This is a genomic window from Rhodonellum psychrophilum GCM71 = DSM 17998 (genome assembly GCF_000381545.1).
GTDB lineage: Bacteria > Bacteroidota > Bacteroidia > Cytophagales > Cyclobacteriaceae > Rhodonellum > Rhodonellum psychrophilum.
The window spans coordinates 152,476-177,428 of the sequence record NZ_KB906676.1 but is presented as its reverse complement, the minus strand read 5'-3'; the positions used below and the strand labels follow the sequence as shown (position 1 = coordinate 177,428).

Annotated in this window: 21 protein-coding genes; 8 read left to right on the top strand and 13 right to left on the bottom strand. The window is 42.6% G+C overall.

Annotation, left to right across the window (positions count from 1 at the left end):
- Positions 1-51: 51 nt before the first annotated feature.
- From F824_RS0108700 to F824_RS0108690, 3 genes are all read right to left on the bottom strand, one after another.
- Positions 52-498 carry an RES family NAD+ phosphorylase gene (locus F824_RS0108700; protein ID WP_019597493.1) on the bottom strand — a complete coding sequence of 149 codons (447 nt, stop codon included), beginning with the start codon at positions 496-498 and terminating at the stop codon, positions 52-54.
- 3 nt (positions 499-501) lie between these two features.
- Positions 502-888, bottom strand: a complete 387-nt coding sequence (parS, locus tag F824_RS0108695; protein WP_081624984.1) for a type II RES/Xre toxin-antitoxin system antitoxin — start codon at positions 886-888, stop codon at positions 502-504.
- A gap of 198 nt (positions 889-1,086) precedes the next feature.
- The gene (locus F824_RS0108690; protein WP_019597491.1) at positions 1,087-2,514 is read right to left on the bottom strand and encodes a Gfo/Idh/MocA family oxidoreductase; all 1,428 of its coding nucleotides are present in this window, start codon (positions 2,512-2,514) and stop codon (positions 1,087-1,089) included.
- Between the two features lie 796 nt (positions 2,515-3,310).
- Between F824_RS0108690 and F824_RS0108685 the strand changes: the two genes are divergently transcribed.
- Positions 3,311-4,699 carry a Fic family protein gene (locus tag F824_RS0108685; RefSeq protein ID WP_236613150.1) on the top strand — a complete coding sequence of 463 codons (1,389 nt, stop codon included), beginning with the start codon at positions 3,311-3,313 and terminating at the stop codon, positions 4,697-4,699.
- 296 nt (positions 4,700-4,995) lie between these two features.
- Here F824_RS0108685 and F824_RS0108680 read toward each other — a convergent pair whose 3' ends face one another.
- From F824_RS0108680 to F824_RS0108630, 9 genes are all read right to left on the bottom strand, one after another.
- Entirely contained in the window at positions 4,996-6,519 is a 1,524-nt protein-coding gene (locus F824_RS0108680; protein WP_019597489.1) for a DUF1593 domain-containing protein, read from the bottom strand.
- Between the two features lie 449 nt (positions 6,520-6,968).
- Positions 6,969-8,075 (bottom strand): acyltransferase family protein, encoded by a 1,107-nt coding sequence (locus tag F824_RS0108665; RefSeq protein ID WP_019597486.1) that lies wholly within the window; start codon positions 8,073-8,075, stop codon positions 6,969-6,971.
- Between the two features lie 61 nt (positions 8,076-8,136).
- Positions 8,137-9,555 (bottom strand): DUF1593 domain-containing protein, encoded by a 1,419-nt coding sequence (locus F824_RS0108660; protein WP_019597485.1) that lies wholly within the window; start codon positions 9,553-9,555, stop codon positions 8,137-8,139.
- 160 nt (positions 9,556-9,715) lie between these two features.
- Positions 9,716-11,092 (bottom strand): alkaline phosphatase family protein, encoded by a 1,377-nt coding sequence (locus F824_RS0108655; RefSeq protein WP_019597484.1) that lies wholly within the window; start codon positions 11,090-11,092, stop codon positions 9,716-9,718.
- Complete coding sequence (gene eboE, locus F824_RS0108650) at positions 11,089-12,306, bottom strand: metabolite traffic protein EboE (RefSeq protein ID WP_019597483.1); 1,218 nt, start codon at positions 12,304-12,306, stop codon at positions 11,089-11,091. Before eboE ends, F824_RS0108655 begins: the two co-directional genes overlap by 4 nt.
- A 49-nt stretch (positions 12,307-12,355) precedes the next feature.
- Positions 12,356-13,507: a 3-dehydroquinate synthase gene (locus F824_RS0108645; RefSeq protein WP_019597482.1), complete on the bottom strand. Its 1,152-nt coding sequence runs from the start codon at positions 13,505-13,507 to the stop codon at positions 12,356-12,358.
- A 98-nt stretch (positions 13,508-13,605) separates the two neighbouring features.
- Positions 13,606-14,517, bottom strand: coding sequence for a UbiA-like protein EboC (eboC, locus tag F824_RS0108640; RefSeq protein WP_019597481.1), 912 nt, complete (start codon positions 14,515-14,517; stop codon positions 13,606-13,608).
- Between the two features lie 9 nt (positions 14,518-14,526).
- Positions 14,527-15,441 (bottom strand): TatD family hydrolase, encoded by a 915-nt coding sequence (locus tag F824_RS0108635; RefSeq protein WP_019597480.1) that lies wholly within the window; start codon positions 15,439-15,441, stop codon positions 14,527-14,529.
- 149 nt (positions 15,442-15,590) lie between these two features.
- Complete coding sequence (locus F824_RS0108630) at positions 15,591-16,454, bottom strand: EboA domain-containing protein (protein WP_236613149.1); 864 nt, start codon at positions 16,452-16,454, stop codon at positions 15,591-15,593.
- 527 nt (positions 16,455-16,981) lie between these two features.
- Between F824_RS0108630 and F824_RS0108620 the strand changes: the two genes are divergently transcribed.
- From F824_RS0108620 to F824_RS0108605, 4 genes are all read left to right on the top strand, one after another.
- On the top strand, positions 16,982-17,323 hold the full coding sequence (locus F824_RS0108620; RefSeq protein ID WP_019597477.1) for a winged helix-turn-helix domain-containing protein: 342 nt from the start codon (positions 16,982-16,984) through the stop codon (positions 17,321-17,323).
- Between the two features lie 142 nt (positions 17,324-17,465).
- Complete coding sequence (modA, locus tag F824_RS0108615; protein ID WP_019597476.1) at positions 17,466-18,239, top strand: molybdate ABC transporter substrate-binding protein; 774 nt, start codon at positions 17,466-17,468, stop codon at positions 18,237-18,239.
- A complete protein-coding gene (gene modB / locus F824_RS0108610; RefSeq protein ID WP_019597475.1) occupies positions 18,236-18,913 on the top strand; it encodes a molybdate ABC transporter permease subunit in 678 nt (225 codons plus the stop codon). The genes modA and modB overlap by 4 nt, the downstream gene beginning before the upstream one ends.
- On the top strand, positions 18,910-19,593 hold the full coding sequence (locus F824_RS0108605) for an ABC transporter ATP-binding protein (RefSeq protein WP_019597474.1): 684 nt from the start codon (positions 18,910-18,912) through the stop codon (positions 19,591-19,593). Before modB ends, F824_RS0108605 begins: the two co-directional genes overlap by 4 nt.
- Before the next feature lie 25 nt (positions 19,594-19,618).
- Here F824_RS0108605 and F824_RS0108600 read toward each other — a convergent pair whose 3' ends face one another.
- Positions 19,619-20,845, bottom strand: coding sequence for an MFS transporter (locus tag F824_RS0108600; RefSeq protein ID WP_019597473.1), 1,227 nt, complete (start codon positions 20,843-20,845; stop codon positions 19,619-19,621).
- A gap of 436 nt (positions 20,846-21,281) precedes the next feature.
- Here F824_RS0108600 and F824_RS0108595 point away from each other — a divergent pair, with 436 nt between their 5' ends.
- From F824_RS0108595 to F824_RS0108580, 3 genes are all read left to right on the top strand, one after another.
- Positions 21,282-22,820 (top strand): SulP family inorganic anion transporter, encoded by a 1,539-nt coding sequence (locus F824_RS0108595; RefSeq protein ID WP_026333589.1) that lies wholly within the window; start codon positions 21,282-21,284, stop codon positions 22,818-22,820.
- Positions 22,821-22,917: 97 nt separating this feature from the next.
- Entirely contained in the window at positions 22,918-23,523 is a 606-nt protein-coding gene (locus tag F824_RS0108590) for a DUF2911 domain-containing protein (RefSeq protein ID WP_019597471.1), read from the top strand.
- Positions 23,524-23,890: 367 nt separating this feature from the next.
- The gene (locus F824_RS0108580) at positions 23,891-24,937 is read left to right on the top strand and encodes a hypothetical protein (protein WP_236613148.1); all 1,047 of its coding nucleotides are present in this window, start codon (positions 23,891-23,893) and stop codon (positions 24,935-24,937) included.
- Positions 24,938-24,953: the final 16 nt, after the last annotated feature.

The window sequence follows — 24,953 nt, the reverse complement described above, 5'->3', positions numbered from 1 at the left end:
AAATGAGTAGAAAAGGACATTTCTGATCATTCTGAAATGGGGTTTTCCAAATCAGAAAAATCTTTTGTCGAAGAAAAAAGGGAGGATATCGATTATCTTGACTTTTTCAAACTCTGGGTGATTGGTATTGATCACATAGTTAAATTCATCGGGAATGACCGCGGAAGGGACTTTCAGCATGGGTTTAATTTTAGATTGATACCAATCTGAGCCCAGTTGCTGACACACTTCAAAAATAGAAAGTTGGTTCCAATTTGCCGGTAATCCTTGGAGATCCACTTGCTCAATCGCGAAATTGTCGGGAACATAGATGACCATGGTTCTAAAAGATGCCGTTTCGCCAAGTCCTCTTTTGTGAACAAGGTTTTCAAGACATGCCAATGATCTGCTTGAAGCGGTGTAGATAACTTCCTCACCGGATTTATTCCACCTTCCAGAAAATCCCGGAGCAAATAGTTTTTGTGAAAATTCAGTTTTTGTAATCCTAAAAAGCTCCATTGATCAGACCACATATCCATGGACAATCCGCAAAAGAGCCTGCTCCACCAAATCCACTCCGGTGGATGTATTCAAAAAATCCAGTGGTTTTTTATTGTTAAAAGCAAAAGAAGGGGCATAAATCCAAGTTTTAAAGGCCTCCATTTTCTCAAAAGTGTCTGCGCCAAAATCAAATAATCTTTCCAATTTTAAAAGCAACTCCCCCTCCAAAGCCCCGAAATTTCTTCCTTGTTTTCTATAATTGTCAATGGTCCGAGGATCAAGCCCCATCAAGCTCGCCAACACTTGCTTTTGCAAGCCGGATCTTTCAAGCAACCGATCAAAATTATTAACGTGAACCCCTCGGTCAACTTGGTAGACAACTTGGAAATCATCTCGTAAAATACCCATTTCCTAACTTTTGATACTAATTTAATCATTTTTTCGTATTGCGAAAGAAATTTTGTTGTATTTTTTTTTACTTTTAGACAATTTGAAATCTTCCTCATTAATTAAAAACCAAAATCAGTAAATTAAAAAAGACAACTCCGTGCGTCGGGTTGTCTTTTTGTTTTGTGACTTATTTATTGGGGCTTCAATTGATCTTCTTTACAACTTGTAATATTGCTCCCACCCTTTTCGCGGTTCTGCACCAGTGAGTAACTGGTTGGCGAGCTTGTGATTTGTGATTTGCTTTGTTTCCCGATCGAACAACAACTTGGCATTCAGCTGCTGGGATAGAACTCCAAGGTTAAAAACCTGACTCAAAGGACCCGCGATATCAAAAGAGGAACGGCATTTCTCCTGACCTTTGCAGGCCAAAAGGAAGTTAGCAAAATGATTGGAGGGACTTTCAGGTACTTCAGGCAACTGTGACTTCATGTCCAGGGCTTTGTCAGCAGGAATGATCGAAAGCGTACTTCCGTGCGAACCTCCTTTAAAGGTCAATTCCTTGCTGTAAATGATCTTGCCAGGGTTGAGTTTTGAGGGTTGTATTTTGCCGTTACTTGCTGGCGGAATGTTGGGATCAAGAGCAGATTCTCCGTATCCTTCCGGAACTTCGGGAACATTGTCTACACCATCATACCAGGTAATCTCGACGGGAGGCATTTCCCCCCGTTTTGGAAACTTGAAAGCCAAGGTGGTGGATGTTGGAAAGAAAAAAGAATTATGCCCGGATAATAACAAGGGATCGATTTCGTAAGGCAATCCCAAATCCAGAAATTCATGTGCGGTATCGATGATATGTGCTCCCCAATCGCCCAAAGCTCCCATTCCGAAATCATACCAACAGCGCCATTGACCGTTGATAAAGTCTTTGTTGTAACCGTGCAGGTGGGTCGCAGAGTGCCAGGTATCCCAATCTAGCGTTTCCGGAATTGGCTCGGCGGCGGGAAATTTTGTGATATTGGTATCCCATCCGTGCCAGCGACGGGGACTGTTCATGTGGGCTGTGATGGCAGTGACATCTTTGATGATGCCTGCTTCTTTATAGGCTTTAAACTGGAAATAATTTTGTTCCGAATGGCCTTGATTTCCCATCTGATTGGCCACTTTGTATTTTTTGGCAGCTTTGGTCATGAGCTCCACCTCATTGAAAGTCCTGCCCATTGGTTTTTCGACATACACATGTTTGCCCATACTCATGGCCAACATGGTGATTGGAAAGTGAGAATGGTCAGGGACACCCACGGTTATCGCTTCGATTTGGTTTCCCATTTTATCCAACATCACCCTAAAATCCTTGAATCTGGGAACATCTGGGAATTTTTCGAGGATTTTTATTGTGTGCGGCGCTCCCATATCCACATCGCAGAGCGCGACAATATTGGCCAAACCAGTATTGTACAAAGAAAGAATTATTTCCGCTCCGCGATTTCCAATGCCACAGCAGGCGAGATTTACCCTTTCACTTGGGCCAAACTTTGGTACTTGGGTTCGTGCTGATGCCGAATTTAAAAGGATAGAAGGAACTGCCGCAACCGCAGACAATGCAAGTGCTTTTTTCAAAAATAATCTTCTGGCTGAACTATTCATTTTTTCAAGGTTTAGGTTGAGTGGGTTGTTGATTTGATGCCATGTGTGTCAATAAGTAAAACAAAAAAGGAAAATAGAAGAAAAAATGTCTTTCACCTCCATATTCTCTTTTCATAATAGGTAATGATAACTTATTATTTTAAAATATCCCCAATAAATTATACCAATGGATCAATAAATATTCATTTTGTTTTGCTCAGTGGATTTTCAAAAAAGGGGAATCTTTTTTGCTCATAATATCATATTGGTGTCAATCTCTAGAACCGGATATTAACTCCATAAAACAAATATTTGAAGTACTTATCCTTTTTCAAAATAGCTACCAAATTCAAGAGAAACACGTTTTGGGCAACTGCAATAACAATACCTCTGTCAATAGTAAGATCTTTTGCGCCAATCGAAAACCGGCAAAAGATTGTTTAAAAAGAAGCGTGTGCATTATCCGCTTCATTTATTATTGGAAAAACAATTGATAAAAACTTAAACCCGTTTTATGGATCACCAATTCCATTCTTGGCTATACTTGAATCAGAATCAGTCAGGTGTTTCCTGTGTTTGACTTCCCTAAATCGGCACTACGCCGTATTCTCCAAATGGTCTGATTTTCTTGCAGTTTCAATCCCATTGGGAATCCCAATACATATTTCAGGTTAAAAATAGCTCCGCGACAATATTTGAACTATTTACCTACTTCACGACAATAAAATTGTCGTGAAGTAGGTAAAATTGAAAACAATTATAGATTTAGCGACAATTTATGTATATTTCTGTCGCAAAATGCATAAATTTGGAGGTGGTGAAAATTTCAGAAAATAAACTGTTTGACCTCGTCAAGGAAAAATTGGCGAAGCTTCCCTATGGAGCCTCACTAGAAGAAATCAAAAAAGGCCTCGGGTTCCACATAGAGCTTCGGACCCTACAACGACGACTTAAGAAACTGACAGAAGAAGGTGAAATATATACAAGTGGTGGCTCTCGTGCGACAAAATACCATTTGGCCTTTGAGACTAACCTCGTCCGCGAAAGTGAGTTGGAAAAGCTAATCCTCTCAAAAAAAGAGGGGATTTATATTTCGCCAGCCGGTCAGAAAATCATGGATGCCGTTTCAAAACCTATTAGGGAAAGAACAAGAGTTGGATATAATAGGGATTTTTTGGAATCCTACAGACCAAATAAAGACCAATTCCTGACGAAAGATGACCTGATCAAATTGACAGCACTAGGGAAGACAAACACACCGAACCAACCCGCTGGTACTCATGCGAAAGAAATTCTCAATCGTCTTTTGATCGACCTCTCATGGAACTCCAGTCGGTTGGAGGGGAATACCTACTCGCTATTGGACACAAAAAGATTGGTGGAATTTGGAGAATCTGCGGATGAGAAATCAGTTGAAGAATCGCAAATGATCATTAATCATAAAGATGCCATTGAGTTTTTGGTTCAGTTGGGAGATGAGATTGAATTCAATAGTTATGTGATACTGAATTTGCATGCGCTCTTATCAGACAATCTCTTGCAGAATCAATACTCAATCGGCCGATTGAGGTCTATCCCAGTTGGAATTCATGAATCCACATATACGCCATTGGCTATTCCTCAGCTGATTTCCGATCAGTTTGACTTGATATTGAAAAAGACAAGAGAGATCAAAAACCCATTTGAGCAAGCTTTCTTTATTTTGGTTCATCTCCCTTACTTGCAGCCTTTTGATGATGTGAATAAAAGAACATCCCGCTTGGCAGCCAATATTCCCTTTGTCAAAAACAACCTCTCCCCCTTATCATTTGTAGAAATGCCAAGTGATCTATACATCAAGGGGATTTTGGGTATTTATGAGCTCAATCAGGTTGACCTATTGAAGGATGTCTTTATTTGGGGATATGAAAGGTCAGCTGTTCGCTATGCCGCCATTAGGCAGACGGTCGGAGAGCCTGACCCGTTCCGGACAAAATACAGAAATGAAATCAGAGACCTGATCACCGATATCATCTCCAATAATTTAAGCCCAAAAAAGGGCTCTCAAAAAATCAAGTCCCGTTCGATGGATTTCCCGGTGGATGAAAGAAGCAGATTTGTGGAATATGTAGAAGCAGAACTTATTGCGATCCACGAAGGTAGCTTTGCTAGATTTCGGGTAACTCCTTCGGAATTCAGAGTATGGAAGGATCATTGGTCAAGATAAAATGCCCTGGTTTTGGACTTTTATCTTGACTTTATTTTTACCGTTTTCGTAATTTCTAACCTTCAATAAGACATATTTCTAGTTTGGACACAACCAATTCGCCTATCGGTAATCCCAAGGTTTCCTAATAGGGTTGATACTGCAAGGGAATAAAGCTATTTGGACAATTAGGTGTGGCTAAGATGTGGCGAGGCCGTAAAGAGAAAAACCGGCTGCTTATTATGTTTTCATGGCTTAAACCGAATGGATACTGCATAAAACGGGTTCGCTGTATATTGACGCTACATTTACCTCAGCTAAGAAACCGTCACGATCACCCGCTGATATCTCGTCAAAGCCGGAAATCCATTGTCCGTCACCTGTAAAATCAAGTGGATTGTATCTCCAATTCTGGCTTCTTGGGGAATTACGAAAGAAGTTTCAGCCGCATCCTTGTCTTGGATTTGAACAAGCCCTTTAAAATCACCGGCTTCTAAATATTGCCACCAAAGAAAGGTGAGTTCATTGTTATCGGGATCTGTAGCTGTCCCACTAAGGGAGACCAAGTCACCGATGCCAGCAGTCAAATCATTGGCATGTTTAAGACTGACCTGCGGGGGATGGTTGGCACTAGCAAAGTCTTTCACGCACCAAGCCGCTCTTGCCGCAAAATCATGCTGCAATTCCTTTATCCAACGGGTTTGGGGGAATGTCGCATCTTGCTTGCCGGTATAGAAATTGAAATCCGACACATTTTCACCATCTTCCCAGCGATTGGGATTTTCCGAAGATTGAATAAATCTGCCACCCCAGCCACCATATGATGGGTTTTCATGACTTCTCAAACCGACATCCAGCAAATAAAAATAGGCTGGAGAATCTCCCTCAGAAATGAAATCATATTGGTTGCGGTTGTTTTCCCTCATGGATTGCAAATCACCATGATGGTGCTCAGGATCGTTTTCTATCTGACGTCCATCTCCCCAAGTATAATATTCTGCCATCAAAGCCCCCCTGTCAAATAGAATGTGCTCTGAAAAAAAATCCCCCGACAGGTACTGCTGAAGTTTCTCGGGAACCCTTGAAGGCCAAGGGTAGGCAAGACACCAAAACTGATCGGAATTATAAATCACCTTGACCTCTGGCCAATTGGGAGCGATGTATTTTTTGTAGGTCGCATCCTGGTCCAAAACCGTGTAAATGATGGCCTTTTCTGTTATTTTCTGATAAATCTCCTCCCACTCCGCACTTTCCTTAAATTCATCTTCTATGGATTTCAATGCCCTGGCAATGGTATTGGTCCCACCCCAAACCTGCAAGAAAACAGGACTCGGATTATCATCCAAAAGGATGGCTTTGATCCATTCGGAACCTTCGGTATCTTTTGACATTTCCCCTTCAAAATCAATATTGCCAACTTTCACCAGCCCAAGTAGATGATCAGCCGTAGGAAATCCCTGCGCGTGCAGGAGTAAGTTTTCACGGACTTCTCCATATTTCCCGATCAATTCTTCCATCCAATTTGTCCCAGGCCATCTCAATTCCGTTCTTTTTCCATAAATGGAAGCTGTCAAGGGCATTTCGGACATAAATTCCGTTCCTTTTCCATCCCCTTTGTAATGCCATTGGGAACTGCTGTAAACCAATCCTTCAATCTCAAATTCATTTGCATAAAGCAACATTCGGATAAAGGAATCTACATCGTCGACTTCTCCATCTGTGGTAATGATGGTTCTGGCTTTCTCTTTGATCTTGGAAGCAGTGGTTTGATTAGGTTCCTTACACCCAATGCATGAAAAAATCAAAAAAAGGAGTAAAAGCGAATTTGGAAAATTATTCATAGTGGCTTAAGATGCAAGGTTTTCTAAAAATAAGTATCTATTTGTATAAAATACAAGATGATTCTATTTTAAAATTAAAAAACAAAATATTATTCGTTTTTTTTATCAATAACCAAATTTATTTAAAGATTACCCTCGAATTCTAAGACTCCAAAAGAGTAAGGTAAAGCAGTTAACTTAATTAAGTTGGGTTTGCTACAACGAAATTGGCGATGCATAACACGGATTGAAACAGGCTACGGCAATACATTTTCTTCCAGTGTCTGGGTTAAAACCCCGACATAAAACGGGTTAAACCATTTCAAATTCATTTATTGTGAGGATCTGATATATAGAGGTTTTGAATCTTGGAGGTTTTTGATGGTTTCCATCCCTTATTCCTTGCAGAATAAGTGGGTGGCCAACCCTCATTTTCATGGACTTCGCAAAAGAACACTACACGATTCACCCTATATTTTAAAGAAGATTTTCTTCTTGTACAGGAAATAACACAGGTACCACATCCCGCCAAGAGTAAGCAATGCCGTCAAAAGCAAAAGAAGGGGTTCAGGTATTCCAAGCGGTTCCAAAAACCCAAAACTGAATATTTTGAGAAACCCAAACAGCCAAGCATGGCCCAATATTTCAGCAAATAGATAAATGAAAATTGAATTCATGCCGACGACCAAAAAAGCAAAAGTCCAGGATTGGACCTTTTTTACATCCACCATCCAGTAAAAGAAAGCCAATGTCAATATCGCCCATCCTCCGGAGGCAAAGGCAAAGGAACTTGTGCTGATCCTTTTGATAATGGGAGTGATCCCGCTGAGATCCAGTCCGTATCCCAAAATCAATCCGATTGTCCCGGCAAGAACCATGGTTTTAATCTTTGTCTGGATGCTTTTATCTGAAAGCAATAAATTTCCGCACATCGCTCCCCAAATTGTATGCGCAGCAGTTGGGATAAAATTGACAGCGACCCATCCTCCTCCGTTGATTTTCCCCATCAAAATCATGTCTGTATAAGACCCGAAATTTTCTCCCATGACAAATGGACTTGCCGGATGATACAACCGGTAAAGAATTTCTGTCAAAACCAACAAGCCGATGGAAACTGTCAATTGAATCCTTGCGGGCAGCTTAATCAAAAAATAAGTGATCAGGATGGTAGCTGAAAGTTGGGTCAATACATTCCAAAGTTCAAAAACCAATGTTTGACTGTACACGCAATGAAGCCCCATCCCAAAGAGAAAAAGGAGAAAACACCTTTTCAAAATATGGCGCGTCACTTTCCCCTCACCACCCACTTCTGCTAAGCGCCTGTTTAGGGAAAACGGCATTGCCACACCCACGATAAACATGAAGAACGGCTGTATCAAATCCCAGAACCGCAGCCCATGCCACGGATGATGCGTGAATTGCTCGACCAAACCCGAGCCAAAACTGCCTTCCGGAAAAACGTCCTGTAGCGCACTATAGACCAATGCCGCTTCTGCAATCAATAAAAACATGGTAATTCCCCTGTACGCATCGAGGGAAACCAGCCGATGCGGGGACGTAAGTTGCGGTTGATTCATGTGGTGGTTTTTTGGCTTGGTAATGGAAAGGTTTGAGAATGGCTGAAAGGACTTCTTGAACTCAATCTGGGTGGCTAAGGATGATTCTTCTGTAGGAAAAAAGAGAAGGGCTTCCTGAATCCTCCACTTCCAGGATAAGATGAATTTCTTGACCAGATTTCAACTGTGGCATCATAAATTCCACCATTTCCGTATTGGAATTTTTCAACAGTAGATCACCAGTGTATCTTCCAGCCCCCTTGTATACCCACCATTTATATTTCAACTCATTTCCGTCAGGGTCATAGGTGCCTTTTGCGGAAAGCGATACATTGTCGCCCGCCTGAATTTTTCCATGTGCAAATGCCTTTCCTTTGTTGCCATTCAGGACAATTATGGGATTATGGTTGGCCTTATTGAACTCGTCCGCTACATTCCAATCCATTCTTGCTGCAAAATCATGTTGAAAAGATTTTCTCCAGCGCCAAATGGTTGCTTGATTGGAAGCTATTATTTTACCATTGGGCAATTCAATTGCGTCAAATGAATTGATCGAACTTGTCCATATTTTATCCACTTCGGCATAGGCTTTAAAAAAATCATACCTTCCAGCCCAACCTCCATAGGAAGGGCTTTTATACCAAGCCAGTCCGTTTTGGATCAAACCCAAAAACGCTGGTGTATCCCCTTCCATGATGTAATCCAGTTCAGGATAATTGGCTCCCAAAGGCCCGTGATTCTCCATGATATTTTCCTTGAGCCATGGATTATCAACCAATTCAAAGTGGTCTCCAAGTTCATGTTTGTAGAATTTATCGCCGGAAATACCTGTCCAAGTGGCCTTGTAGTATTCTATATAAGAATCTCCTGCACTTGGGTCCACGATATAAAAAATTCCGGGAAAATTATTCCTTACCCAAGTACCCGCAAAGTCTTGATCGGAGATGGCGTATATCCTGAGTTTGGAAACAAAGTGCTTTACCTCTTCCGATGATCTTGTATTTCCCACCTTCCATAGCGCCTGGGCAAGACAATTGGCTCCACCCCAAACAGAAACCCAAAGTGGTCTATCATCCGTTTTGTCAACCGCCTTGATGAGCAGCTCAGATCCTTTAGAATCTTTCCCATCCCCGACACCGTCCATGCTGTACAAAGGCAAATGGCTCGCTGTCACTGCCAAAAGATCCTCCATACTTGGGAATCCCGCCGCATGCTTGTCCAAATTGGACTTTACCTTCCCATAATTTCTGACCAATTCTTCGATTTTTTCCTGCCTGGTACTACTTCTCAAGTGGGTGGATGTTGTGGCCACAATTCCTTCGACATCATATTCATTGGCATACACCAGAAACCGGACGAGGGATTGCTGATCATCCGGTTCGTTGGTGATATCGGTGAGCACAAATACCCGCTGCTTGACAGGTTCCTCGAAGGTCAGTTGGGTTTGGGAGGAGGAAATAAGAGGTAAAATCAAAAAATAAAAAAGGAAAAGGTGTTTCATTGGGTGTCCTGTTTTGGTTTTTCCAATTTATACCAAAGCAGATTAAATCACAAGAACAAAACCCTTCAATGAATGGATTTCGAGTTGAATGGCAAAATATTAATAGGGAAAAGGTAAGAAACACCTCTCCAAAACAAACCGTTCTTGGAGAGGACTTAATTTACTCCTTAAACAGATGTCCTAAAATCAGGTCATGTATTGCGGTGGCTTCCAAAACTCCCGTATTCAGCAAGCTTTCATTTTTTGTGACAAAAATAGGCTTGTCCAAGGAATCTTCATTTAGCCTGCCATGGGAGCCTTTTACCAAACTGGCATCCAAAGGAATGATGTCCATTAGATACCTGAAGCCAAGCTTTTTCTTCAAAATTTTCATTCCGACTGTCGCTTTCAAGAACTTGATTTTTGGATCTGCAAGCATCTCGACCGGATCATAACCTGGTTTTTTGTGGATATCCACGCACCTGGCATAATCAGGAGCTTTGGCATCGTCCAGCCAGAAATAATAGGTAAACCAAGAATCCTTATCTGCGACAACTACCAGATCCCCGGCTCTTTCATGGTCAATATGGAAAGCCTTTTTACCTTCTTCATCCAAAACCAATTCTATTCCCGGCGTATTTTCCAACAATAATTTCACCTTCGGAATATCATTTTTATCCCTGACGTGGATATGTGCCAGTTGATGGTCAGCAACAGCAAAAACCTTGCTGGTCCCGGCGTCCAATGTCTCCAAACCCTGTTCATCTTTCACTACAATATATCCTTCCTTTCTCAAAATCCGGTTGATATGGATGGGATGGTTGACCGAAGTAATGGCATATTCCGAAAGGAGAATCACATTTGCGCCTTGTTTCTCATAATACGTGATGAGATCCTTGCACACTTCATCGACTTCCTCAAGGTCTTTCCCTATTTTAGAAAAATCAATCCCGCAACGCTGCAGGTTGTAATCCAGGTGTGGCAAATAAATCAGCGTTAGGGTTGGATTGTGCCATTCATCCACTTTTTTGGAGGCTTCGGCGATCCATTTTGTGGAAGAAATGTTGGCGTTTGGGCCCCAAAAGGAGAACAGGGGAAACTGTCCCAATTCTTTTTGGAGCCCTTCCCTCAATTCCATCGGCTGACTGTGGCAATCGGGCAATTTCCTGCCATCTGCCAAATACAAGGGCCTTGGCGTAACCTGGTAATCCGCGGTGGAATACATATTGTACCACCAAAACATATTCGCACAGGTGAAACTTGGATCTATTTTCTTGGCTGCATCCCAGACACTTTCCGATTGGACCAAATGGTTGGATTGTCTCCAGAATTTTATTTCGCATTCATCCTTAAAATACCAGCCGTTCCCGACAATTCCGTTTTCTTTTGGCCATTTCCCGGTTAAAAAGGCAGTTTGGGATGAACAGGTAACTGCGGGCAATACGGGATTGATCACTGCTTTTTTCCCTTTTGCTATCCAATCCCGCAAGAAGGGCGTATGTTCCCCTATTACTCTACCCGAAAGGGCTACGACATCAATGACTACTGTTTTTTTCATGAAGCTTTAAAATTTTCTCCCACCCATTTCAATTCCCGAACGATGGAATTCCCCAAATCCAGGTTGACACTTTCGGGCAGAACCTCCCAAGTGTAGGTCTCTACCTCAAGGTGATTGCAGACCTGATCTGTTTGGATGTACTGCAATACATCCTGGATATCACTTTGCGTGGAAGAGATTTTTCCATAATCCGATAAAAAAACCGGGACATGAAAATGTATTCTCCATTCCTCCATTTCGGTTTCCATCAATGTTTCCAATGCTTGGGGAAGGTCTTTGAAGGAGATGAGCTTTCCATTGGTGTTGTTTTTTGCCACCACCTGATGCAGGTAGGTGGATTCTACGAAGGGAAGTAGTATTCTTTCCACCTCTTTTCTCCCTTCCAAATCAGTGGGCAAATTGACCTTCAAGGCTGCACTGATCTGAATTTTTCCGATTTTGATTCCTTCCGCTTTGAAGGCCTTGAAGATTTCCTCCGGCTTTTCATAGACCACCGCAAAATGGCAGACATCGTAACAAATCCGGATATGCTCCTTAAGGCAATTTTCGGCTTCCTCGGCACTCAAGCCTAAGTGGTTCATCAGGTAGATGCTTCCGATGGGAACCAACCAATCTTTATAATAAGAGATTACTTCGGCTGTATTTTGAAGCATCCCATCCGGTTCAGGTTCTATGTCGAGGTGCAAAAACTGCCCTTTGGATTGTTGGATTTTGTATAGCTTTTCAGCAACTGCGGCCAAGTGCAAAGTAGATTTCCTAAAAGCATCCTCAAGTTCATCCCTGTCCTTGTGCCAAAAGCGATAGGAAAGCGGTGAAGTAGAAATCCCACCGTCCATTCCCTCAGGCAAAAGAGCGGATAGAATGTCTAAAAGCCTTTTGGTATACGCGACTCTTTCTCGCGTGGTCCAGTCTGGCTGATGCACTTCGTCTTTGACTACCTGACGGTGAAATCCACCATAAGGAAAACCATTGAAAGTAAACACATAGCAATTGTTTGCTGACAGCCAGTCCTTGAAGACCTTCAATTTTTCAGGATCGATCAATTCCAGACTGGCTTCGTTTGAGAGGCGCAGTCCTATCCCGAAAGGTTTTTCGGCGGAGACTTCCCGCTTGATCCCGGGAATGTATTCCTTTATATTCTCAAAGGTTTCTGACCAACTTTCACCGGGGTGAATATTGGTGCAATAGGTCAGATGAAAACCGTTTTTTAACATTGGTGATGGATTTATGGGAATTCCTTTGCGTGAAGAAAGTCCTTGAATTTTAATTTTCTACCAGGGTTTCCTGATGGAAGGCCTTCAATTGATCGATGGCTTTTAGGATCAGGTTATTGTCCATTTCATGGACTTCCACTCCTCTCCCTATTTTCTCTAGCAAGGTGATCGTCAGTTCACCTCCCAAATGTTCCCTAAATTCTCCCAAACCTTTCAAGAGGGCTTCGCCGTTCAGTTCCGGCACATACAGTGCAAAGCCAAGGGATTTGATGAGTGTAACCACCCTGATCAACTCTTTGTGTGTGATCATCCCTTTCAAATAGGAATATGTGGTGTCCAAACCGATGCCAATGGCGACGGCTTCTCCATGACGGATGCGGTAACCGCTCAAATGTTCCATTTTATGCGCTGCCCAATGCCCGAAGTCCAAAGGCCTGGAGGAACCGGATTCAAAAGGATCCTTGCCGGCAATATGGTCCAAATGCATTTGGGCACATCTGATGATCAATGTTTTCATAGGCTCCATTTCCCGTGCCGACAATTGCTCAACATGCTTTTCCATCCAGCAGAAAAAATCCTCATCTTTAATCAAAGCCACTTTGATCGCTTCGGACATCCCGGATCGCCAATCCCTGTCCTCCAAGGTTTTCAAGAACTCCGAATCATTGATGACGGCGAATGGAGGCGCAAATGTTCCCAGATAATTTTTCTTTCCGTAGGCATTGATGCCATTTTTAACACCCATTCCAGAATCGTTTTGGGAAAGCACGGTGGTCGGAATCCTGATGTGTCGGACACCTCTGTGCGAGATGGCGGCAGCAAAACCGACCATATCCAATACCGCACCGCCGCCGATGGCGATGATGTAAGAATGCCTGTCAATCCCGTGAATGTGGGTCGCATCGACTACTTTCTTGAAGGAAGTCTCGTCATTTTTGGAAATTTCGCCACCAGGCAGGATCAGCGGCTCGGCACACAAAATGAAGCTGTCTTCATAGGTCTTGGCATACGCTTTAATGGCATTTACCAGTGCTGGATGTGCATCTGCAACTCCACTGTCGATGACAAAAAATGCTTTTGGTTTTTTTTCGGCTTTCAGCAATTGGGCAAGGAAAGGATTTCCTTCACCAAAAACCGACTCGGTAAAACAAACCTGATACCTAAAGGGTACAGAAAAGGTTTGTTCAATGATCTTGTTCATTTATTTTAGGCTTAAGAGGCTTTTAACTTATTTTTTTGGGTCAATTCAGATCCAATGAAATCCCCAACTTCATTGCAATTTATTTAATCAAATCTATGTTAGGTCACGGCAAATTTCTTTGCCAACCAAAGGGATATCGGCAACAAAAGCATTACGACAAGCCCAAATTTCCAACCTGCAAAAACTGCCGATAGGGAGGCATTCAAAATAATGAGCGATATGACACCGGCTTTTACCGCTTTCCCGATCAACTGGGGTTTCTGAAGGCGAATCGCTTTGACCAAAGGAGGGAAAATCATAGAAGACATCAGGATAAGGAAAGGCAACACTTGCCAACCCTTATTGCCGACCGTAAAGGCCAGTATCAGCACCACTGTTAGGATCAAGACATAAAGTCCAAATCCTCCGATCAATGCTTTTTTGTTTTTTCCATGCACTTCTCCCCGGCTGATCATGGTGATGGCTGCTACAAAGACAAGTGGAATGAGTCCTATCAAGGCATATTTGCTTACCATTAACGGGACAACACTTATTCCCAAAAGGAGATTCCCTGCCCTGCAAAGCCCCATATTGATGGGGCCAAGGATAAACTGATGCTTGCCCCAATAATCATAAATGACTGCTAAAAGTGCCACGGTAAGCGCGATCAAGGCACTTAAATACCCAACCTGCCAAGCTGCGATCACTCCCATCAAAAGAAGCATAAAAGCCATCCAAGCTGCATTGTTTTTACTGACGCGGCCACTGGGGATGGGTCTTTCGGGCCTTTCCCTCGCATCCAGTTTGGCATCAAACACATCATTGAATGCCACTCCGCCGCCATAAAGCCCTATGGTAGCCAATGTCAACCACAATAAATCCTGGAACATTGGCGGGGAAACCACCGATGTCAGTTTGGAAAACACCAATAGTGATCCTCCGGCGATGGCAAAGCCCGCCCAGATATCCGCAATGGCAGTAATGATATTTGCAGGGCGGGTAAGTTGTAAATAGGCTTTGATATTTGACATTTTCTTGGACTAATTCTCCACGATATCAGAAGCCTCGCCTTCCACCTTGGGGCTTTGGCCACCTCTCAAAACGGAATTGCCGAATTGACGCTGTCTTTGGTCGATAGGGTCTGGCTTCAACCAATCCATTTCTTCCATCTGTCCACTTTGGGCATAAGCTGTCAAGGCATTTTGGTAGCAAACCAATCGGATATGTTCTTCGGGAATCCCCATCTTGCGCATCAAGGCAGCTGTTTTTGGCACGGCGAGTGGATCACTTACGCCCCAATCTGCGGCACTGTCCACGATGATTCTTTCCGGCCCATATTGTCGGACGATTTCTACCATTCTTTCACTACCCATTTTGGTATGGGGATAAATGGTGAATCCAGCCCAATAGCCCCGGTCCAAAACTTCTTTGGCGGTTTCTTCATTGTTATGGTCTACGATGACCATTCTCGGATCCAGCCCATGTTCTTCGCTGACATCCATGCTTTTGGTCGTCCCTTTCCGCTTGTCACGGTGAGGCGTATGGATCAAAACCGGGAGGTTGACCTCTTTGGCCAATTCCAACTGTAGGCGGTAAAACCTATCTTCAGCAGGAGTTTGGTCGTCATATCCGATTTCCCCAATGGCTACTACTCCTTCCTTCCCCACAAACAGGGGGAGCAATTCCATCACCTCTTCTGCCAAAGGCACATTGTTGGCTTCCTTGGAATTCAAGCCCATGGTACAGTAATGGACAATCCCAAATTGCTTGGCCCTAAACCGCTCCCAGCCCACGAGACTGCTGAAATAATCCTTGAAACTACCCACTTCGGTCCTGGGTTGTCCCAACCAAAACGCAGGTTCGATGATGGCAACGATACCCGCTTTTCGCATGGCTTCATAATCATCGGTGGTTCGAGACGTCACATGAATGTGGGGATCGATATACATTTCCATTTTATATTGCTTTTTTTGACTAAAATAATTGTTTGGGATCGCTCTTCATAGCGCTTATTGACCAACGGTAGCGTGATTTTTACATGAGAAGCTATTTTGGGGATGACCTGAATCCTGCACGATGGATTCAAGGGTTTTCTTTCCGCTTTTTACTGAGGCCGACTGAGGTTTTCGAATTCCCTCCCGATCTTTTCCCAGGTAAGTTCTCCCTGCTGTATTTCTCTTTGGACTTTTGGGAATTGTTTCAGAAGGGAATTTGCTGGTACAAATCCACTCTGGTGACAAGCCAACAGCGCCGCATTTTTCTCAAGTGGATCACTGGAGTGGATTACTTTTTCAATGTCCCCGAAGTTTTGTATATCCAAATAAGGCCCTACAAAACGCCAGAGTTCCGGCATTACTTTTCTTCCTGCCGCCCATCTTTCATGTGCAAAATCCACGAGAATCTTTGCCAAAGTGGGATTGGCACGCTTATCTGCACCTTGGATTCGGTAAAGTGGACGCTGCATAAACACTGCCTTGAGGACCATTTGATTCCATGCCCTTTCTTCCATATATTGGCTTGGATAGGGATTATCAAGTGCAATGGCATCAAACACCGATGCAATATTGGTCCGAAGGCCTTCCACAGCCCTTTCCACCATTTCTTCCCTGAATGGCATCAGTGGAAGCGCCGCATACAGGGATTGTTGCTCATGCATGTCAGCCGTTTCGAACAATTTATTGATGGCATCTACCCAAGCAGAAGCATCGGCGATTCCAAAATGAAGCAGTAAATAACTGCGGGCAGTTTGCAATTGATCCCAAGACTCCGGACTGAATCCTTCCACAAGGGTTTTGGCTTTCTGGATTTTTGTTTCCGAAAGGTCCATCAGGTTTTTTTTGAAATATCTTGAGGCCATGCCAAAGGCCAAATAAAATTTCATGTAGGAAGTATCCTCTCCTATTTTTTCTTTTTGGAGCGCTAACCAGTCCAAGGATTTGGGCTCCGCATTCATTTTCAATATTTCCAAAAGGAAAGTTTTTGTTTTTTCTAAATCCATGGATAAGTGAATCATCAACTCCAGCAATAGTGCTTAAAAAAACCGTATTTTAAAGATAAGGGAAAAAATTAAAATTTAAGGAACGGAACATCTTGATCCTTTCCCCAAAATGGCAAAAAGAAAGAAAGCTGAACATTGGGCAAGTTTTGAAACTTCCTCAAATTTGAATATTTAATGAAATATTACCTAATCCCCTACCTCAATTACCCTTAAGTCATCATAGAATGGAAAAATTGGCTTTTTCGTCAAAAGGATAAATGATCAAAATCATTGAATTTATTTTGCTTGAAATCTTCAAATTATTGACGTGATTATTCCTACGTTTCAGGGAAATCAATTTCAAGTCAATTTTCGGAAAAATGAAAATGACTGGACTGGTAAAATCAAATCCTACCCAGAACATAAAAGCCCATTTTTCCAAAATTGACGAATTCAAAGCCTTATTTTTGTGCGTAAGAGAATGAAAAAAACCCTCCCCTATTGAATGCGAATCACTCATGAAAGAAAAAGAGATACGTTTGCGCTGTTGGATTGAAAAAGGTGGGGTCAAATTTTTTGGCCCGGGAAGATTGGAAATTCTGGAGCTGATCGAAATCGAAGGATCGATCTCCAAAGCTGCAAAAAGAATGGGCATGTCTTACAAAAAAGCATGGGACATGGTGGATGATCTCAACAAAAGGGGGCAGCAACCTTTCGTCATCCTCAGAAAAGGGGGCGAAAAAGGTGGTGGAGCAGAAATCACCGAATCGGGAAAAAAGATCATTTCTGACTACCGCAGGCTTGTCAAAAAACTACAGTCCATCCTGGAGGAAGAAGCTGAAATCCTTCAACTTATTTAATTATATGGGCACCTCGTTTTTAGATTAACAGTTTCTTTTTATCTTTCGATATATACGCACATATAGATCGCTGTGGTCGGAGCAAGAAATCACAAACATAAATTTCTGTTTTAAAAGGAATGAAAAATTATATTCTGGTTTCATGAAAACAAAGCATTTCTGCACATTGATTCTATTGTTATTTTGTTTTTCTGCACCTGTTCAAGCCCAGCAAAACACCAGAACGCGCATAGCTGCGGCCGCAGATCTAAGGTTTGCACTGGACTCCCTCATTTTGGTTTTCAAGGAAAAAAATCCGGGAAAGATCGATGCGATCTATGGGTCCTCTGGAAAATTGTTTGAGCAGATATCCAACGGGGCACCTTTTGACCTGTTTTTTTCTGCCGACATTGCCTATCCTGTTCGCCTTCGGGAACTTGGGATGGCTTCCTCGGAAATCCATCCTTATGGCATTGGCAGGCTGGTTCTTTGGAGCAAAAAAATGGATCCCAACCAAAAACAGATGAAGACCCTACATGATCCCGCCATTCGCAAAGTAGCCATCGCAAATCCTTCCCATGCTCCCTACGGGGAAAAGTCAGTGGAGTCTTTGACCCATTATGGGCTTTATGATAGGCTCGAAAAGAAACTGGTTTATGGTGAAAACATTTCACAAGCGGCCCAATTTATCACCAGCGGCGCGGCCGATATTGGATTGGTGGCTTTGTCCCTTGCCCTATCCCCAAACATGATCAAGCAAAAGGGGAAATATTACCTTATTCCTGAAGAAAGCCACCAACAATTGTTACAGGGAGCTATCCTCACCAAGTTTGGTCAGGACAACAAAATTGCTTCACAATTTTTGGGTTTTGTCAAGTCGGATCAGGCCATCGCCATTTTGAAACATTTCGGTTTTATGCAACCTTTGGGACAATGATGGATTTGGCCCCTTTTTATCTGACTTTAAAACTCGCTTTTTTCACCACCATTGTCCTTTTTGTTTTGGGTATTCCCTTGGCCTATTGGCTTGCTTTTAGCAGATGGCGACCGAAGATCATCGTAGAAGCCATCGTCGGTCTTCCTTTGGTATTGCCCCCTACGGTAATGGGGTTTTATTTGCTGCTGGCCTTTAGCCCCGAAAATGCTTTCGGCAGATTCCTGGATAATTATCTGGATATCAGGCTCGTCTTTACTTTTCCAGGCTTGGTCGTGGCTTCTGTGATTTATAGCCTTCCCTTTATGATTCAACCCCTACAATCAGGTTTTCGAATGCTCCCGCACGTCCTGACAGAGGCTTCATATACCTTGGGCAAAAGTAGGTTTATTACTTTGGTGCATGTGTTGCTCCCCAATATCAAGGGGGCCATCCTTTCTGGATGCATCTTGACTTTTGCGCATACGATCGGGGAATTTGGTGTGGTGCTCATGATCGGGGGGAATATACCGAATGAAACCAGGGTGGTTTCGGTATTGATCTACAATGAAGTAGAAGCGATGAATTATGAAATGGCCAATTTCTATTCACTTATCCTCTTGATTTTCTCTTTCTTGGTACTCATTACCGTTTATGTTTTTCAATACAAAAGGGCAGACTCCTCCATTTTCCGATGATCGAGATACAAATTACACGAAAACTCCATGGCGCAGATGGGGAATTGAACCTCCAATTTGAAACCCGGATAAAACCTGGGGAACTGGTGACCATCTATGGTCCATCCGGCGCTGGAAAGTCAAGTGTGCTCCGGATGATTGCTGGGCTGCTGAAACCAACCTCTGGAAAAATCATCGTGGATGGCCAGGTTTGGGTTGATAAGAATGAAAAAATAGACCTTAAAACTGCTTCAAGGGATATTGGGATGGTGTTTCAAGAGTATTCCCTTTTTCCCAACATGACCGTGAGAGGCAACTTGGAATTTGCCCTGCAAAAAGGTCAACCTAAAAATGTGGTTGCCGAAATATTGGCGTTGACCCAACTGGAAAATCTTCAGGACAAAAAACCAGCCTTACTCTCGGGAGGCCAAAAGCAAAGGGTTGCCCTTGCCAGGGCACTGATCCGTAAACCCAAGATCTTATTGTTGGATGAACCCCTTTCCGCTTTGGATTCTGGGATGCGGGCAAAACTTCAGGATTATATTTTGGAGTATCACCAGAAATTCAACTTGACCACGATCTTGGTCAGTCATGATTATAATGAAATCGTAAAGCTTTCCAAAAGGGTATTGTTGCTAGAAGGAGGAATGATCCAGAAAGATGGACCACCCAAGGAAGTTTTTTCAAGCCCAATTGGCTGATCAAAAGGGTCATATTCAGATCGCTTTACCTTTTCTTAAACTTCTTCCTGTATTTGTACTTCCATTTGGCACGGGAATAGGTTGGAATTGCCCTAAGGGAAAGGAGTATGATCAGCACCAAAAGGCCAATGCTGATCATAAACACCACATTGAATCCCAAGCCTGCATCCAAGATCACCCCAAACAGTGCCGGACCAACTGCCGAACTCAATACCATCATGGAGGTAAACAAGCTTCTGACAGTCCCTATGTACTTTTGCCCAAAAAACTCCACCTGAAGTGCCGCGATGGTGGCATTGCCAAATCCAACGGAAAGCCCCATAAAAATCATATACCCGAACATTCCCATTGGCCCCTTCACGAGCCAAATAATCAGCAAAGCAACCAAAAAGGGGATCAAATAAAACGGAAAAAAGGTTTTGGCAGAATACTTATCAATCAATGGGCCGGCAGTCAAAATACTGAATGCACTGGCAATGGCAAAAGCTGTGAGCCCAAACGCGACCAATTCCACTCCCCATTCTTTGAACTCCACGATTCCAAATTGGTAGAAAAACAATCCTGTGATCGCAAATGGGATAAAAAACACATTGGGTGCCAACAACCAAAATGGCCTAGACTTCAGGATATCCCTTTGACGGACCTTATCTATCTTTTGAGAAGTTTTTTTAACCTCCTCTTGGTTTTCCAGAATGGATTCGGGTTGAAGATGGGCGGGTTTAATGGCAAATATTACAAAAAACGTGACGATGATGCCGACCAAAGCGGCATTGACCCAGAGAGATTCCCTCCAGCCGATTTGGGCAATAACCAAAAGCGTAATGGCTGGCAGTACAGCCTGGCCTAGAGGGTGCCCAAGTGAAGCCACGCTGATCGCCTTTCCCCTATTTTCCATAAAATACCGGGACATGGAAGTAATGGCAATATGGGAGAATAAGCCCTGCCCGGCCAATCTCAAACCAAAAAATGCCAAGGGGATATGCCACCATTTCCATGAAAAACTAAAAAACACCAGGGACACCAAAAAAACGGCAGTGGTCATCAAGGTAAATTTTTTGAGCGGAACGGTATCGATAAACTTCCCGAGTTTTGGCAGCATCAAGGCACTGGCGATGGTGGCTATGCCATAGAAAGAACTAATCAGGCTATTTGTGATCTTGAATTCCTCAATCAAAAAAGGGACATACAATGCCAAAAGAAAAGTTTGCCCAAAACTGGAGAGCGTCGTCATCATGGCCCCAAAAATGGACATTACCTTGTTTTTTCGGATAAACTGGAAATAATTCAATATCGGGCTGAATAGATGGGATTTCGGTTTTTGCGCATCTTGATAGATAATTTTGTTTTTGACTCAAAAGAGGCGATTTTAAGAATTATTGTATTTTGGATTATATTACCACAAATGTAAAATAATGAACCCAAAGTAAAAATAAACCAAAATAAATGTGACTTTACGTATAAAAATCAAATATACCAGCCCAATTCCAATGGATTAGATGATCCTAGGTAATATGAAAATTCAGAATAATATTTCCTATAAAAAATTATTCTACTTACTTTTGCATCCTAATGTAAAAAATACCCCCAAATTTAGTCCCCCATTCAACAGCACGGAATTATTCCGACTTTATTTTTTTGCTATTGATTCTAAAGCACAAAATTTCTCAATCCCATTAAAAATCATCCCTATGATTCAACCTTTTTACAGATTATTTGTCCCCAAAGAGACAAATTTAAAAGACGAAGTATTGTCCGGACTCACCGTTGCTTTGGCTTTGGTACCAGAAGCTGTAGCATTTTCCATTATTGCCGGAGTCAGTCCATTGGTCGGTCTCTATACTGCATTTATCATTGGACTGGTCACCTCAATCATGGGTGGTCGACCGGGAATGATTTCCGGAGCTACAGGTGCGATTGCGGTTATCATCGTGGCATTGGTGATTAATCACGGGATAGAATATCTTTTTGCCGCCGCTATCCTGATGGGGCTTATCCAAATCCTGGTAGGTGTTCTAAAACTGGGGAAATTGATCCGTTTGGTCCCCCATCCCGTTATTTTTGGCTTTGTGAATGGTCTGGCCATTATCATATTCATGTCCCAATTCAGCCAGTTCAAATTCATCAACACCTCTAGAATAGAGGAGTGGATCAGTGGCAACAACCTTTATATCATGTTGGGCTTGGTGGTTTTGACGATGGTAATTATTAAGTTTTTACCAAAATTAACCAAAGCGGTACCCTCTTCTTTGGTCGCAATTTTGGTCATTTCATCCATTGTTATTTTTGGAGGTCTCAACACCAAAACCGTTGGAGACATTGCCTCGATCAAAGGTGGTTTGCCTCAATTTCACCTCCCATTGGTCCCTTTTAATTTGGAGACTTTAATGATCATTTTGCCTTATTCGGCTATCATGGCCGGTGTTGGATTGATTGAATCCCTGCTTTCTTTGACTTTGATCGATGAGATTACCGAGACTCGTGGTCATGGAAACAAGGAATGCATCGCGCAGGGCGTGGGAAATATTGCGACTGGTTTTTTTGGAGGAATGGGCGGTTGTGCCATGCTGGGACAGAGTTTGATCAATGTCAATGCAGGTGGTAGAACCAGGATTTCGAGTTCAGTAGCGGCAATTGTACTGCTGCTGTTTATTTTATTTTTCTCGGAATATATAGAAATGATCCCGATGGCAGCATTGGTAGGACTGATGTTTATGGTTGCCATTGGTACTTTCGAATGGGCATCCCTGAAGGTGTTTGGAAAGGTTCCTGTTCCTGATTTGATCGTCATGGTATTGGTCACCGGGATCACGGTAGTGCTTCACAATTTAGCCCTCGCGGTTTTGATCGGTGTGATCGTTTCCTCTTTGGTGTATTCCTGGGAAAATTCAAAAAGGATCCGTGCCCGAAAAAGGGTTGACGAAAATGGCATTAAGCATTACGAGATGTACGGCCCTTTATTCTTTGCCTCCGCCACCACGTTTTCAGAGAAATTTGACCCAATAAATGATCCCTCTGAAATCATCATTGATTTCAAAGAAAGCAGGATTGTGGATCATTCTGGAATAGAAGCCATCCATAAGGTGACAGAAAGATACCACAAGCTTGGAAAAACAGTTTATATCAAACATTTAAGCTCCAGCTCTAGGGTATTGCTGGAAAAAGCGGATAAAATCATCAACGTCAATTATACGGATGACGACCCAAGTTACATTTTGGTGATGGATTGATCGTGAAAATAAGGCCAAGGGTTTTGAAAGACAGCATTAAAACAACATTTCAATAACCTTGTTGTATCTTTCTCAATCAATAACTCAAAACAAACTTATGAAAAACGCTAAACTGTATTTCTTTGCCCTTACCCTGATGGTGATTTTCGCCGCCACTGGCCAGTCCAATGCCCAGATGCAGGCTCCCGCAGCCAGCCCAGCTGCCTATGTTTCCCAAAATGTAGGCTTCACCAAAATCAGCATTGACTATTCCTCTCCTGCCGTGAAAGGCAGAAAAATATTCGGGGAGATCGAAAAATATGGGGTAACCTGGAGAGCGGGTGCCAATGCAACCACCATCATAGAATTCAGTACTGGAGTAAACATTGGGGGAACCAATCTTCGCCCGGGCAAATATGGCGTGTTCATCACACCTCAAGCTTCCGGTGACTGGACCATCCATTTCAACGCAAAAGGAAACTCTGTTTTTGCCTACATGAAAGATGGAAAAATAGACGAGGAAGCAATGGCGAAGGACAATGCCGTCTCCATCAAAGTAGCGCCCATGATGGCAGCTGACAACCAAGAAAGATTGATTTATACCATCTCAGCCGAAAACAATAAAGTTGCAAAAGTGACGATGGCTTGGGAAAAGGTGAGATTGTCCTTTATGGTAGACACTCAAGTTGACCAAAAAATGGAAGGTTTCAAATCTGCATTTTAATTGAATTCAACAGTTCCAAGTAGGTTCGATTGCTCTTTGAAATTAAGCAATTGAATCCAATCTAGAAAAAACCTCCTAAATGGGAGGTTTTTTTTATTTCCTCTTGCCTCCTTTCCTGACCATTGTCATTTTTTTTACAGGACCTGATAACATGCTCATATTCAAGTTTTTCGTTATTTTTGATAGGATAATCAAGCAAATGAAAAAGAGGAGGTCAATCTACCCTCGATATTTTCATCCCTAAAATGCTTGAAGATGAAAATCCTGAAGCGACCAATTTTTTATTTTTCTAGTGTTTGATATTGGCGATTTATTTTCCCATGATATGAACAGGCTATTGAATCCCTTTATGATACAAATTGATCCAATGGAAAAACTCTTATTGGTCAATTTTGAAAAAGACCCAGACGAATTTTATATGGGCTTTGAGCCACAGGTTTTTGATGATGAGAAAAATGGGAAAGGCCATTTGATCATTGGTTGGCGGGTAGACGGAAGGGTGGATGTCTATCATCAACCAAGTTTAACTCTGGATCATGCAAAATATGATATCGCTGGGAAGGGTTTGGCAAATATGGTTTCGGTGGAAATGAAGGCTGCCGAATTTGAGGTGGACGCTTTCGGTGTCCACGCACATTATCAATTCAAGGACCTGAGAAACAGGTCCGTTGAATTTAAAATCAATGAATACAACCAAAAAAAGCGCAAGCCTTTTGGTTTATTGGCTCCTATGGGAAATGCGGCTGTGCATCCTTCTTCCATGCCCTTGGTGCTGATGCATGATTTTTATTTCGTCCGAAGGACTAAAACGGTTTTTTTTATTAAAATTGATAAAAAAAACCATCAACCCGACACTTTTCCAATACCGATGGACTGGACAAGGATGTATTTTGCCCGATACAGCCCTGAACCAGTTATCGCAACTCTAAACCCTGCCTTTGACGATGTATTGCCTGCAATTAAACTGGGTAATGGAAAGGAGCAAGCCTTCGAGGGCGATTTAATTTATGAGATAGAGTGGGAGAATCGGCTGCCAAAATTAAAATCCCTTATAAAAAACAACAAGACCCACCCGATCAAATTGTCATTCCATCCAGCCTTTCCAAATTTGGACCTTCTGGAGGTAGGCTCACCGGTAAAGGGCACTTTCGAGATTTCAGGCCATCCCTCAACAGGCTTCGTAGCCGGTGATTATTTGGTTTCTCCGAATAAAAAAGGTACGACCATTGTCTTGGCACCTTCAAAAGGATGGAAGCCCCGGCCTACCAAACTTTCCCTTTGGATTTTATATAGCGTCGTCAGGATTTTCAAACTATGGCCAACTACTTACCGATGGGAAGCCAGCTTGGAAAGGAGCAAGGATGAAGTTTGGCACATGAAATCATGTTGGAAAAGAACCGGGAAGATCTTGTAAAAAGTTTTTTCACACA

Excerpts from the sequence above, each read along its gene's own strand:
- F824_RS0108605 (WP_019597474.1), top strand. The coding sequence starts at position 18,910 with ATGATCGAGATACAAATTACACGAAAACTCCATGGCGCAGATGGGGAA.
- F824_RS0108655 (WP_019597484.1), bottom strand. The coding sequence starts at position 11,092 with ATGAAAAAAACAGTAGTCATTGATGTCGTAGCCCTTTCGGGTAGAGTA.
- parS (WP_081624984.1), bottom strand. The coding sequence starts at position 888 with ATGGGTATTTTACGAGATGATTTCCAAGTTGTCTACCAAGTTGACCGA.
- F824_RS0108680 (WP_019597489.1), bottom strand. The coding sequence starts at position 6,519 with ATGAATAATTTTCCAAATTCGCTTTTACTCCTTTTTTTGATTTTTTCA.
- F824_RS0108595 (WP_026333589.1), top strand. The coding sequence starts at position 21,282 with ATGATTCAACCTTTTTACAGATTATTTGTCCCCAAAGAGACAAATTTA.
- F824_RS0108590 (WP_019597471.1), top strand. The coding sequence starts at position 22,918 with ATGAAAAACGCTAAACTGTATTTCTTTGCCCTTACCCTGATGGTGATT.
- F824_RS0108600 (WP_019597473.1), bottom strand. The coding sequence starts at position 20,845 with ATGTCCATTTTTGGGGCCATGATGACGACGCTCTCCAGTTTTGGGCAA.
- modB (WP_019597475.1), top strand. The coding sequence starts at position 18,236 with ATGATGGATTTGGCCCCTTTTTATCTGACTTTAAAACTCGCTTTTTTC.
- F824_RS0108645 (WP_019597482.1), bottom strand. The coding sequence starts at position 13,507 with ATGAACAAGATCATTGAACAAACCTTTTCTGTACCCTTTAGGTATCAG.
- F824_RS0108580 (WP_236613148.1), top strand. The coding sequence starts at position 23,891 with ATGGAAAAACTCTTATTGGTCAATTTTGAAAAAGACCCAGACGAATTT.
- F824_RS0108690 (WP_019597491.1), bottom strand. The coding sequence starts at position 2,514 with ATGAATAGTTCAGCCAGAAGATTATTTTTGAAAAAAGCACTTGCATTG.
- eboC (WP_019597481.1), bottom strand. The coding sequence starts at position 14,517 with ATGTCAAATATCAAAGCCTATTTACAACTTACCCGCCCTGCAAATATC.
- F824_RS0108700 (WP_019597493.1), bottom strand. The coding sequence starts at position 498 with ATGGAGCTTTTTAGGATTACAAAAACTGAATTTTCACAAAAACTATTT.
- F824_RS0108620 (WP_019597477.1), top strand. The coding sequence starts at position 16,982 with ATGAAAGAAAAAGAGATACGTTTGCGCTGTTGGATTGAAAAAGGTGGG.
- modA (WP_019597476.1), top strand. The coding sequence starts at position 17,466 with ATGAAAACAAAGCATTTCTGCACATTGATTCTATTGTTATTTTGTTTT.
- F824_RS0108665 (WP_019597486.1), bottom strand. The coding sequence starts at position 8,075 with ATGAATCAACCGCAACTTACGTCCCCGCATCGGCTGGTTTCCCTCGAT.
- eboE (WP_019597483.1), bottom strand. The coding sequence starts at position 12,306 with ATGTTAAAAAACGGTTTTCATCTGACCTATTGCACCAATATTCACCCC.
- F824_RS0108660 (WP_019597485.1), bottom strand. The coding sequence starts at position 9,555 with ATGAAACACCTTTTCCTTTTTTATTTTTTGATTTTACCTCTTATTTCC.
- F824_RS0108635 (WP_019597480.1), bottom strand. The coding sequence starts at position 15,441 with ATGGAAATGTATATCGATCCCCACATTCATGTGACGTCTCGAACCACC.